The organism is Labrys sp. WJW, from assembly GCF_001676615.1.
In the GTDB taxonomy this organism is placed as follows: Bacteria; Pseudomonadota; Alphaproteobacteria; order Rhizobiales; family Labraceae; genus Labrys; species Labrys sedimenti.
In genome coordinates, this window is sequence record NZ_LYXZ01000023.1 from 1 (window position 1) to 12,119 (window position 12,119).

Annotated in this window: 11 protein-coding genes, 1 tRNA gene and 2 pseudogenes; 6 read left to right on the forward strand and 8 right to left on the reverse strand. The window is 57.3% G+C overall.

The genetic code is table 11. The annotated features are described in order from the left end of the window. Both BA190_RS36470 and BA190_RS16420 read left to right on the forward strand, forming a co-directional pair. Nucleotides 1-364: pseudogene (locus BA190_RS36470) on the forward strand (SAM-dependent methyltransferase); the annotation flags it as partial. A 4-nt stretch (nt 365-368) separates the two neighbouring features. Further along, entirely contained in the window at nt 369-1,832 is a 1,464-nt protein-coding gene (locus BA190_RS16420; protein ID WP_245314755.1) for a cobyric acid synthase, read from the forward strand. Nucleotides 1,833-1,864: 32 nt separating this feature from the next. Here the strand turns inward: BA190_RS16420 and cbiB are convergent, their stop codons facing one another. Further along, nucleotides 1,865-2,848, reverse strand: a complete 984-nt coding sequence (gene cbiB / locus BA190_RS16425) for an adenosylcobinamide-phosphate synthase CbiB (RefSeq protein WP_068289676.1) — start codon at nt 2,846-2,848, stop codon at nt 1,865-1,867. Nucleotides 2,849-3,583: 735 nt separating this feature from the next. Then, nucleotides 3,584-4,075, reverse strand: coding sequence for a hypothetical protein (locus BA190_RS16430; RefSeq protein WP_156771544.1), 492 nt, complete (start codon nt 4,073-4,075; stop codon nt 3,584-3,586). A 94-nt stretch (nt 4,076-4,169) separates the two neighbouring features. Between BA190_RS16430 and BA190_RS16435 the strand changes: the two genes are divergently transcribed. Together BA190_RS16435 and BA190_RS16440 are read left to right on the forward strand one after the other, a co-directional pair. Further along, nucleotides 4,170-4,472 carry a hypothetical protein gene (locus BA190_RS16435; protein ID WP_156771545.1) on the forward strand — a complete coding sequence of 101 codons (303 nt, stop codon included), beginning with the start codon at nt 4,170-4,172 and terminating at the stop codon, nt 4,470-4,472. A gap of 64 nt (nt 4,473-4,536) precedes the next feature. Next, a complete protein-coding gene (locus tag BA190_RS16440) occupies nt 4,537-5,052 on the forward strand; it encodes a hypothetical protein (RefSeq protein ID WP_068289560.1) in 516 nt (171 codons plus the stop codon). A 938-nt stretch (nt 5,053-5,990) separates the two neighbouring features. Here the strand turns inward: BA190_RS16440 and BA190_RS35945 are convergent. The 5 genes and pseudogenes from BA190_RS35945 to BA190_RS35295 form a co-directional block, all read right to left on the reverse strand. Continuing rightward, the gene (locus tag BA190_RS35945) at nt 5,991-6,563 is read right to left on the reverse strand and encodes a hypothetical protein (RefSeq protein WP_156771546.1); all 573 of its coding nucleotides are present in this window, start codon (nt 6,561-6,563) and stop codon (nt 5,991-5,993) included. Between the two features lie 79 nt (nt 6,564-6,642). Further along, on the reverse strand, nt 6,643-7,035 hold the full coding sequence (locus BA190_RS35950; protein ID WP_156771547.1) for a hypothetical protein: 393 nt from the start codon (nt 7,033-7,035) through the stop codon (nt 6,643-6,645). A 581-nt stretch (nt 7,036-7,616) separates the two neighbouring features. Then, nucleotides 7,617-7,946, reverse strand: coding sequence for a hypothetical protein (locus BA190_RS37220; protein WP_371260329.1), 330 nt, complete (start codon nt 7,944-7,946; stop codon nt 7,617-7,619). A gap of 64 nt (nt 7,947-8,010) precedes the next feature. After that, entirely contained in the window at nt 8,011-8,448 is a 438-nt protein-coding gene (locus tag BA190_RS35290; RefSeq protein ID WP_082979788.1) for an META domain-containing protein, read from the reverse strand. A gap of 853 nt (nt 8,449-9,301) precedes the next feature. Continuing rightward, nucleotides 9,302-9,736, reverse strand: a pseudogene (locus BA190_RS35295) (transposase); the annotation flags it as partial. Between the two features lie 549 nt (nt 9,737-10,285). Between BA190_RS35295 and BA190_RS16455 the strand changes: the two are divergent. Further along, nucleotides 10,286-10,361: transfer RNA gene (locus tag BA190_RS16455), tRNA-Ala, on the forward strand. A 186-nt stretch (nt 10,362-10,547) separates the two neighbouring features. Here the strand turns inward: BA190_RS16455 and BA190_RS16460 are convergent. Next, the gene (locus BA190_RS16460; protein ID WP_068289569.1) at nt 10,548-10,853 is read right to left on the reverse strand and encodes a hypothetical protein; all 306 of its coding nucleotides are present in this window, start codon (nt 10,851-10,853) and stop codon (nt 10,548-10,550) included. Nucleotides 10,854-11,151: 298 nt separating this feature from the next. Here BA190_RS16460 and BA190_RS16465 point away from each other — a divergent pair, with 298 nt between their 5' ends. Further along, nucleotides 11,152-11,922 (forward strand): fumarylacetoacetate hydrolase family protein, encoded by a 771-nt coding sequence (locus BA190_RS16465; RefSeq protein ID WP_162275126.1) that lies wholly within the window; start codon nt 11,152-11,154, stop codon nt 11,920-11,922. Nucleotides 11,923-12,119 lie beyond the last annotated feature (197 nt).

Here is a 12,119-nt window from a genome sequence, read left to right on the forward strand (position 1 = left end):
GGGGGGCCGCTTCATCTCCGCCAGCCGCACCCCCGCCGTAGCGGAGTGGCGGGAATGGACGCCGGAACAATCGGGCCGGCGGATCGAGCATCCGCATTTCGGGGCCGTGGAGGCCTGGAACGATGTTTCGCACGATCCCGCCACGGATGTCGTGACCTATGGCACCCATTATCGCATTCTTGGCGACGGGCGGGTGCTCTCGTCCCATTCGCGCATCGCCTTTGCCCCGCGGTCCGAACTGGAACAGGCGCTGGACGAAGCGGGTCTCGAGGTGGAAGCCTGGTATGGCGATTGGGAGCGGCGGCCCTCAACGCCGACATCGCCGGATTTCATTCCCTTCGGGCGGCTGCGCAGGAGCTCGTGAGCCGATGACCGCCAAAATCCTCATGATCCAGGGCACCGGTTCGGATGTCGGCAAGTCGCTGCTGGTGGCGGGGCTGTGCCGCCATTTCGCCGACCGGGGCCTGAGGGTACGCCCCTTCAAGCCGCAGAACATGTCGAACAATGCCGCCGTCACCGAAGATGGCGGCGAGATCGGCCGGGCGCAGGCGCTGCAGGCGCGGGCGGCGCGGGTGGCGCTCAGCGTGCACATGAACCCGGTGCTGCTGAAGCCGCAATCGGAGATCGGGGCCCAGATCATCGTGCAGGGCCGTATGCGCGGCTCGGCCCGCGCACGCGACTACCAGGCGCTCAAGCCCGCGCTGATGGCCGATGTGCTCGACAGTTTCGAACGCCTCAGGGCCGAAGCCGATCTCGTGCTGGTCGAGGGGGCGGGCTCGGCCTCGGAGGTCAATCTGCGCGCCGGCGACATCGCCAATATGGGCTTTGCCCGTGCCGTGAACGCCCCCGTGCTGCTGGCCGGCGATATCGACCGCGGCGGCGTGATCGCGCAGATCCTCGGCACCAAGGCAGCCATCGACCCCGAGGATGCCGCCCTGATCCGGGGCTTCATCGTCAACAAGATGCGCGGCGATGCCAGCCTGTTCGCCGACGGCATGGCCTTCATCGCTGGGCGCTCGGGCTGGCCGGCCCTCGGCTTGGTGCCGCATTTTCCGCAGGCCGGCCGGCTGCCGGCGGAGGACGCGCTGGCGCTCGGCTCCTATGGTTCGCGTCGCGCCGGTGCCAGGCTCACCATCGCGGTGCCGATGATGCCGCGCATCTCCAATTTCGACGATCTCGATCCGCTCGCCCAGGAAACCGAGGTCGATCTCGTCATGGTGAAGCCCGGCCAGCCCCTGCCAGTGGCCGATCTCGTCATCCTGCCCGGCTCGAAGGCGACCATTGCCGACCTCGCCTTCCTGCGCGCCGAGGGCTGGGACATCGACATCGCGGCCCATGTCCGGCGCGGCGGCCATGTCCTCGGCCTGTGCGGCGGCTACCAGATGCTGGGCACTGTCATCGCCGATCCCGACGGCATCGAAGGGTCGCCGGGCGAGGTGGAGGGCCTCGGCCTCCTCGATGCCGCCACCCGCCTCGGCGGCGACAAGCGGCTGGTGGCTGTCCGCGGGCAGAGCTGCGCAGACGGGGTGCCTTTCTCCGGCTATGAGATGCATGTCGGTGTCACCGAAGGGCCGGCGCTCGCCCGCCCGCTGCTACGCCTCGGCGACGGCAGCCTCGACGGAGCCGGCTCGGCGGATGGCCGCATAGCCGGCTGCTATGTGCATGGCCTGTTCGCCGACGACCGCCAGCGCGCCGCCTGGGTCTCCCGCCTCGGCGGGCAGGGCAGCAGCCTGGCCTATGAAGCCGTGGTGGAGGAGACGCTGGACGCTTTCGCCGCCCATCTCGCCAGCCATCTCGACATGACGGCGATCGGGCGGATCATCGGGCTGTAGGACGAAGGAGCTTCCGTCGGCCCGGAATTCCCTCACTGATACTGCTTGTAGATCAGGTAGAAGGTCAGCAGCCCGATCACGGTCGACAGGATAACGCAGGCCATGTGGTAGAGGTCGAGGGCGCGGCGGATGTCGGCTGCGCCGGCATCGGCCCGGCCATTGCCCATATAGGCGTCCTCGACCAGGGTCTCGCCATAGATGCGCGGGCCCGCGAGGCGCAGGTCGAGCGCGCCGGCCATGGCTGCCTCTGGCCAGCCGGCATTGGGGGAACGATGCTTGCCGGCGTCTCGCCTGACGGCTGCGATGGCGGCCCGCCCCCGGCGGTGGCTGATGAAGGCGGCGGCGCTGATGATCAGGGCCGTCAGGCGGGCGGGGATGAGGTTCAGCCAGTCGTCGAGCCGGGCGGCGGCCCAGCCGAAGGCCTGGTGGCGCGGGGTGCGGTGGCCGATCATCGAATCGGCGGTGTTGATGATCTTGTAGACGGCGATGCCGGGCAGGCCGAACAGGGCATACCAGAACACCGGCGCCACCACGCCGTCGGAGAAATTCTCGGCCAGGCTCTCGATGGCGGCGCGGCAGACGCCCGGCTCGTCCAGCGTCTCCGGATTGCGCCCGACGATCATCGAGACGGCCTTGCGGCCGCCGGCCAGGCCGCCGACCTCCAGCCCATGCGCGACGTCCTCGACATGGTCGCCCAGGCTCTTGGAGGCGATCAGCGAGGAGGCAATCAGGCCGAGCGGAATGAAGCCATAGGTGAGGGAAAGGCAGAGCCGCTCGATGATAGTGCCGCCGAGTCCGGCAACGACAACGAGGATGACGGTGGTGACGATGCCCGCGCCCCGGCGGGTGGAAAAGGCATCCTCGGCGAAATTGAGCCGCCGGTCGAGCCAGCCGATGAGGGCGCCCATCCAGGTGACGGGATGGCCGATCCGCGCATAGAGCCAACGCGGATAGCCGAAGACCATTTCGAAGGCCCAGGCGATCGCCAGACTGAGAATCCGAGAGAAAACATCCATCGATACGGCAAAACCAAACTTGATCGTCACCCAGCCCGTTCCGGGCCACCATGCCTCGCCAAGGCTTTAGAATTCGGTTAAGGATTTCCAAATTCCGCTCGGTTTCCACCCTTCCTGGGACTGAAGCCAGTCCCCTGGAACCGCGGACGGGGACAGCCGCGATCCCGGGAAGGGCGCTGCACCATCGAGGCTCGGCCATCTTCAGCCGGCGGACCTGGATATATCCCAAGTCCGCTTGACAGGAGGGAGGCACGAACACTAAATGGCGACGCTTCCGGGCAGCCGGGGCTGTAGCTCAGTTGGGAGAGCGCTGCAATCGCACTGCAGGTTTCTTGCCGAAGTTTAATGTGAGCTAAGCCTTTGTAATACAAGGCTGAACCTTCATAACCACCCTCAGAAAAATATCGATCTTGCTGCACTCGCGCTGCGATGGGATCGAAAAATCATGGCTACAGTGCTGAAGAGGGGCGACAAATGGCAAGCGCAAGTAAGGCGTTTGGGCTTCCCGTCACTGAGTAAGAGCTTCACCTCAAGAGGCCGATGCTTCTGCATAGGCTGGGGATCAAAAGCGGGCGATTGAGAAGGGGAAATTGCAGGGAATAAATGCCTTTCAGGCTACCCAGACCTCCCAAGAATGCCACGATTGCTGATCTGCTGGACAGATATGACACCTGAGCTACCAGTGACAAGCGAAGGGCTGCAGGCCATTCATTCTCAGAGGGCAAGGCGAGCATTTTATTCAGGACACCCATTGGACAAACGAACTCCCTGAAATCGGACAGCATTCTGGCCTGGGATTGGAAGAGTCTGGGTGACTTCCAGAAGCTTGGCATCACGAAGACTGAACAGGAAGCTGACACCGAGTTGCTCTGGCAGTCCCTCAGGAGACAACGTGTCGCGAAACTGCACCGAGAGGTAATGCGGCAGTGTCTCCTCTTCATGATACCAGGAGCCACTGAGGAAAAGCTGTTGAAGGGAGCTTTTCGGAACCAATTTCAGGAGGCATGGCTTAACACTGGTCTCCTGGCCGGAGGATAGAAAGTCCAGTCGCTCCAAGACCCCGACATCGCCTTCAGAGAAAGCAACATGAAGGCGTGTCGTTTGGTAGGTCGGCGGAAGCTCAGGTATGACACCATCTGAACGGACGGAAAGTATGCGATCCGTGTGAGCGAAAGCCGCAGTGGAGAGCAGCACTACCAAGGTAGCAAGAAGTGTGATGCGTTTCATCAGCTTAGTCCGCGACTCATAAATTCGGATTGCACTCGCTTCGGGTGGGAAATGGCCGTCTGCAACGTTACGTTCACAGCCTGGGAGATTAAGTATGTCAAATTTACGCGAGTGGCTCATTTTGACAACGCAGAAGACAACATACGAAAAGGCCATGTCTCACTTTCGACAGCATTATGATGACCAGAAGATGTTGACCGAATTGGTAGCGATAGCGCTTGAAGGCGAAGACAACGGGGACGCACCATGGGCAGCGACCAATGTGATTTCGGAGTTCCCGGTAGAACTTTTAATACCGCATGAAACTCAACTTCGTCGCATCGCTGCTGAACGTTGGATATATTTGAGCGGTCCAGCCAAGAAGGCACTCCAAAAAATTGCTGGGGCAGGGCTGTGAACTCGTAACACCCGGGCAGACATCAACCGGTTGATACGGCAGCAGCGGCAGGTAGAGGAGTTCCATGCTATCTCTTGATGATCCTCGTTGGAGCAAGTTGCGGCACGCCTACGGCGATGCTGCCGATGTGCCCGATCTGCTACGGACGCTCGCAGGATCTACCGGCCCGAAGGCAAACTGTGAGGACGAGCCATGGTTCAGTCTTTGGTCGAGCCTGTGCCATCAGGGCGACGTGTATACCGCATCCTACGCAGCCGTACCCCATATCGTGCGGATCGCAAGCCAAGCGAGAGGACCGGTGGATTTCGGGTTTTTCCAACTGCCGACGGCCATTGAGGTGGGTCGACAGACTGGACGTGGACCCGATATTCCCGAGGCTTACGCGGACGATTACCATCTCGCGATCACGCAACTGGTCGAGAACGTAAGCCTACACCGGAATGAGACTTGGGATCAGGCAATGCTCTTGTCGGCAGCAGCGGCGCAAGCTGTTGCCAAAGGACATGTCGACGTCGCAGAAGCTATGCTGAACTTGGATGCGGATTGGATCGCCAAGATCAATAATTGCGAATTTGATTAGGCTTTTCCCTTACGTAGGCATGTGTTGCAGTCTGCACATGAGCCGATACGGCTTGACCCATTTCGAATGACACGTGATCGAGGTACTATGTCGGTTGGTCAGGAGTTACAGTTAGTATCCATGGATTTGTTACCGAAGCTTCTCGGATTGCTGTAGAGTCACTATCATAAATTCCAAAATCTAAGCCATTCGAATGCCAATACTCGGTATAATGCTGATACTCCGGTATGTCTTCGATAAAATAATTATCGATAGTATACGTAAAAAATCCATCGTCACGACGGAATATCGTTATACGCCGCCGCTTATCTTGTCTGACGAAATAAGAAATGACTTTATGCATCTATTTTGATTTATGTTTTACATTTAGAAAGTTTTTTAATGACAAATCATTATTTTAACATTGATAAGACCTGCATTTTAAAAGCCTCAGCATTCCAAGGAGAAAGGATCACAAACTTAAACCATCCCGATTTCACTTTTATCACTACAATCTTAAACCGAAACCAGCATGGAACACGTAAAACATCAAATCTACAAAAGCTTTTTATTCCTAAGCTATTCAATGTATTTCTGTAGTTAAATATGCCAATCGCCTCAATATATTCTATATCTTTATAAGTAATACTTTTAAGAAGGAATTTCCGAAAAACATATACATCTAATGAATCTTTTGAGAATTCATATTTTACTATTGGAGAGAATCCAAAAATCACGAACATTAGCATTAATACAATGAGATATATTTTCTCGAAAAATTCTAACATTGAGCGAGCCTAACAACCTACCTACCGGGATGGACATGTAATCCCTGCCAATCAGCGGAGGGGGATTTGCATAGAAGAAGGGCCTCTCTCTGAATGATGCGGGCCGACTAGCGATTGCCCCAGCGGATCTGGCAGGGTCTCAGGTCAGACGCGATCGCGGATTGTGCATGGTCAGCGCCCCAACAGCCGACTTAGCAGGCCGCCTTTACGCTGAGGCGTTACAATCCAGAATCCTCCTACCTCGTCAGCGTCGAGATTGACATCGTGCCGAAATCCATGCTGCTCGGCCGCGACATTGAGCGGAATATCAAAAATGTGGTCGACGCAGTCGTCATCGTACCTCTGTGCATCAAAATGAAGTTCTCTAATGGTGCTGAAGCCATTTGGAGGGGTGCCCTCAACCGTAAGATCGTAACGGTTTTCTCCATCACCGGCGTGGGTAATTCGCCAGACGGATTTTCCGCCACTCCAACATTCGGCGGAACTCCACATAACGGTTTCATTCACCTCGCAGAGGATCACATCGGCACCGGTCTTCGAGAGCGTCATTAAGGTCTGTTCTATGGCCCGTCCAAAATCTTCGTTCTCAGCCCAGAGAATGGACCATCCGTGATTCTTCAGTTCTGCTATCCACCACCCGCGATCGGGAGCTTGAGAGACATTCGGCCCTAAGCTAAGTCCGATTCTTTGTGCGAATTCACCTGCGGGAATTGGGCTTGCGAGATAGCAAATTCTGAGACCCACTGTTCCGCCTCCCCCCCGGCGCGTGATGAAGATCCCACAAGGTAACCCAAAATTCCTAAAAAACAGCAATCTCAATAGCTCACCGAGCTTTCACAGAGGCAGCGATTCTCGTTACGATGTTAAGTTTTTCCGCGCCGACATTTCGTGTCCAGACATGAATCTTTCTTGGCCACACGTATTTCGTGGTAAGGACTGCTTGAAAGTCTTCTTTCTTTTTGTCGTCAATATAAGGAGCGTTGCCTACATATATGCTGACGTATGGCTTATTATCTAATTTCACGTCAAATATCTGGAAGTCGATAAAGCGGATCCTCCGCTCTTCCAATACAAATCCCATGGGCAATGTCACGGTAAATGCATTTCTGCCGTTGGGAAGCGTATCAGAAAATTGTGTGCTCTGAGGAAAATTGGAAAAGCTCGCACACCAGAAGGCTCCGCCAATGAGAAGAACGAGATAAAACAGTCTAACCACGATGAATTCTCAGGGATTGTCTTAAGAGAGTTTGGGGCGCCAACCCAGTTGGTCGAAAAAAGCCTCCAACCGTCCTACAGCTCGGGCTGGGACCTCCGTCCGGTGCCACTGTTGAGTTTTGATGCCGGCGTCAAGATAACGAAACTCGATCATCCCCAATGCCGATGGCGAGACGCGAAGATATGGACCCGAATATGGCTCGATATCTGTCTGCTGAACACATAGATCGAGCATAGATGTCCAGCCAAATAGGCCTCGTCGTAGAGCGCTTTGGCTGATGAATGTCGCGACTTCCTCAATTCCACCGAGCGCTGCTTTCAAATCGTCACTGTTTGATCGACGCCGCGCCGCACCGAAATAGCTGACTATTTGCTCCCATTCCTGTCTCATTACGAGATCAGCCCTCTTTGCGTGTTCATCATGCACCATGGCGGAAACAGGGGCGACGCCCTGACACGAGAGAGGCCCCACTATGGCAGCACCATGTAAGCGGTCGAATTTCATTGCCCCCAGCTTATCGCCAGAAAACTCCGCTGTCAGAGCAAAGGTAACACCTGACCTATGCAGCTCAGACCGGACGCTTACGGCTGACTATGACGTAACGCTGGTGCACCTGTCAGGCCTCTAATTTCGATAGCGTCATTCCAGCGCGATTCAAAATCGGCCTTCGTGATTGCCTCGGCCTGGAATTGCGGGTCCAGATTGATCTCGTGCAAAGGAGGAACCGAAACCTCACCGAGCCGCGTTCCTCCGAATTCTCCTGTGTTGGAAGCATAGCCGACTCGTCCGTCAGGCCAGATTTCGACCTTCCGAATCTCCTCCCGATCCGCGTTAAGCTCGCTCCAAAGTTCTGTTGGATCATCAGGAGATGAATGAAGCCAGCAGACACGAACGTAGGAATATTCCACCATACTCAGGGACTAGCCTCATGCCTCATCGCCTACAATAACGGTATGGCTGCTTGTCATCTGCCGCTTAGTGATGTTCCGTTAGAACAAGTAGAGGGCGACCGTTCTGATTTGACAGAATTAATGTGCTTCCCCGCAGTGAAAAGCGATACCAGCCAATCATCGCTCGATCGATCATGGTACTTGTTTTCTTATTGGCATCCGAGCAATACCCCGCAAACACCGTGACGGATGTTTTTGTCGACAACGTTTGGCCATTCAACTCGTAGGTGCCTGAGGCCACACCACAGCCATTGGAGACTTCGAGGCTGCCTGACATCAAAGAGAGAGAGGCTTTGATAGTATCTGGCGTTTTCACGAGATTATGACCATCGAAATATTCAATAACATCCCAGGTGTGGCCTTCAAGTGTGTCTCCGGTCGCGTTTTCCAAGTGATCTTGCGCCAAGGCTGGAGCGATGCAAACGAGGACGCCAGATAGAAATGTATTGATGAAGCTGAACACGTGGAGCCATACTCTCGAAAATCAGGGGTTAAGATGCAAAAAGATGCTGAGATAATCAGGGCGTTGGGCCATTTGCGTCACCACCTTGGGGATCATCGCTTCAAGATCACTGATCATTGGGAGGGAGATCTACACGCCGTGGGTATATCGCATCCCACCGACCCCACCCGTCTCGTTTATATCGCGTACAATTTTCAGCCGGCCGAAACCTACACAGCCATTCTGGAATGCCGCCCACCTGCCGGATGCGACCACCCTTACGAAGAATGTGGCCGCTTTGATAACGCCGATCTGGAGAGCTTGGTCGGGATCGTCTCCGACCATCTCCGTTGAGCAGCCTGGATTGGCGATTCCTATCCATTGGCCGCGAATAGCCCGATATCTGTAACCGGTATGCGCTTGGCACCTTCACTTGGGCGGGACATTCGGTGTGCCGTTGTAAAGCGGCCGCTGTGCTCGGCTGACGGAAGGTTGTCTGGAGCGTCAAGCCCGCTCTATAGTCACATCGCCATGACTTGATCTTCCCACCCACGACGCAGGAGTCGCACGAATAACATCGATGTGTGCGTCTGTCTTAATCCCTCGCACAACGATGGTGGTCGCTCTTGGGTGATGCTCGATTATGGTCGGTAGCATTGAGGCTACGTTTTCCACGTCATCACCCAGATCGTGGAACGTAGTGATGGAGTTTATTCGATTGTTCTTCCTTAGCTCCATCGCCGTTTGGACGTTGGCTTCTGAACCCACCACCCAAAAGTCTGAATTCTGATCATTGCCTCTTGGCGAAAAGCTTGGATCAACAGAGATCACAACATTGCTTCCCAAGGTTCTCTCCCACGTCTCACTCAGCCAATCAATTCCAAGGTAGCAGCTTGCCAATTCCAGCCTGCTTGTGTCCATTGACTATGGCAGTGAGCGTGCCGGAAAGATAGGCAAACGGATCAACCGAATTGAGCTTACAGGTCTCTATAGGCGACGCGATTACCGCCCAATTCTCTGCCCCAGCATCGTGGCCCGCAAAGAGAGCATTCTTACGGTTCAGAGCTATTGGGCGGGTGGTCCGCTCGACGGTATTGTTGTCGATCTCTATGCGGCCGTCGGTCAGGAAGATACAGAGGCCATCCCAGTATTTGGCGATATAGGCGAGTGCTTCGTCAAGCGGCGACTTGCCAGCAACGCGGGCACGATGATACGTGAGCTAGGTCCGCATGCCGCCGACCAATGGCGCTGACCGTGCCTGCCTCCCAGCGAGGCGAGCGTCGGCGTCGAGACCGCGCAGTTCTGCTTCTTCGCTTCCCAGAAGGCAAGCCGAGCATCCGGCGCTTCTTTCATGACAGCAATTTGCATATGAGCCCGAAGTTTGCTGCGAAAACGCGAGGCATTACGGGATCCCCACACGCCAATGAAGTACTCCCCGGAGACGTCGTTCTTGAAGGCCGCAGCGCCTCCGAATGAGGAAGACAGGCCGCCTTCGCCTATCACACCTCCATTGCCGTAAACCGCGACGACACACTCCAAAGGTGCAACGCTGACCACGGTGTCGCCGGACGGGGCGAAACCCGTGCTTCTAAAGAGATACACGGGACAAGGGGAAGGCATCATTCATCGGAGCATTGGTAGGGCTTATAGCCGGGTTGGTAAATTTCTGCTGCAACAACGCTGCAAAAGTAGGGAGGCTCAACCTATCTTGGCAAGCCTAGCTTGCTCGAATCATGCCTTGCAAATCTGCTGTAGCCAACCTAGATTCGAATTGTGTAACGAATTGATATTCCTGGGGTAAACCTAGGGCTTGACACCTGCACTCCGCTGCGCCACTAGAAGACGCTTCCGGGCAGCCGGGGCTGTAGCTCAGTTGGGAGAGCGCTGCAATCGCACTGCAGAGGTCGTGAGTTCGAATCTCATCAGCTCCACCATCCCGCTTCGCATTTCAGGCGAGGCAGGAATGCCTGAAATACCCGGTAAAGCCTGCCTCTTTCCGTCATCGCGGTCGTTTTTCGTTCGCCGCGCCGCCTCACATTGAGTTTACGCAATGGCATATGTCGCCGGGCGTGATCAGGCTCTGGCGGGTGGCGAGACACGAAGGATTACGACGATCGAGCTTACCGCAAATAGCCGTAAGCTCCGTTGCAGGCCTCTACACCGGCGACATTGTTGACTTCATGCCGGGTAGCGCCGGCCACGCAGGCCTGATAGTCGGTCGATGCGTTTGGATGCTCGCTCGTGCTGGTGACGCCGATCAGGGGCAGGCCCTTCGCAGGCTTCTGCAATTTGGCTTCGGCGGCGTAATTGCCTGGAATTCTCGGCACGTTTCCAGTGAAGGGCCTGATGGTCTCGGTCGAAGCCGTCCCATAGCTGCAGCCGGCCGCCAGATTTGCGAGGAGAGCGACGGAAAGCAGGACGCGCATGTTCGTTCGATCCGTTGGCGCCCCATTGTCCGCGGCGGTGTCACGCACTTTGCCCGAATGCTGGGCTCGGGACGCATGGATCATCAAAGCAGGGCCGGCGCCGGACGCGTGTTCCCCGGTGAACAAGGCGTTGGGAGCGGGCGCTGGAGAGGCCGATCGTCTTGCCGGCAGCTGTCTTCTTTATGCGGCCCTTATGCGATCGGGTCGAAATAGGACGATCTCCTGATTTGAAGGCCCGCATCCGGCGGCGATATAATAACCCGCGCTGGGCAGGGCTTCGAAACGGTCGAGGATGAGAATGAGAGCGTCGGTGGCCGAACTCGGGGAGGCGCTGGCTTTCAGTCGTTCGGGCGGCAGCATAGGCGATCTTCCGCTTCACCTGATTTCATCGGAACAGATGGCGGAGGACGTCCAGGATGCGGCGCTCGCTGCCCTCGACGACAATATCGCCGGCTATTGCGCGACGGCGACGATTCCCGCCACGCGGCGCCTCCTGCAATGCGAGGAGCCCGTATTCGGGCCGCTGACCGCATCGAGCATGCTGGCGGATCGCAGCCATTTTCGTCTGCCGCCGGGCGTGCTGGGTGCCGAATGGAGCCTCGGCCTGCTGATGGGCGATTCCTACCCCGATCCGCATCGTCCAGCCACGCCCTCTCTGATCGAGGAAGCCATCATCGGCTGCGTACCGATGATCACCGTTCTGGGCCGTCGGGTGAAGGGCGTCGTGCCGCTCAATTCGTGGACGGCGACGGCCGATTTCGGCTTGCACAGCGCTTCCGTCAAGGGAGCGCCGGTCTATGACCGACACCTGGCCGATCTCAAGGGGCTGGAGGTCGTCGCCAGCATGAACGGGGCCGTGGTCGGGCGCAGCCGCGGCGAGACGGTGATGAGCGATGTCAGGGAAGCCATTGCGCATCTCTCGCTCTACCTGGCGCGCCGTGGCCGGCAGGTGCCGCCGGGCAACCTCATCGCCATCGGTGGCGGGCCGCTGATCCTGCAGGCGGTGGTCGGCCAGGCCTTTGCCGCCGATTTCGGTGGGCTCGGCACGGTCGAGATCGTCTTCGCCTGAGATCCAGCCGTCCGGGTTTCGGGGAGCGTTATCCTGCCGGCAGGCCCTCCGCCGTCCGGCGGGGGCGGGCGGCAGGTTGGGTGTTTGAAGGGCTCGACATGCGCCCGCGCAATCCATCTGGCGGTACTGGCTCCTTCCATGAGGCACGCCGGGGATCGTTCTTCCCGGGAGCGCGGAGGTCGTCTTCCGTCAGAGAG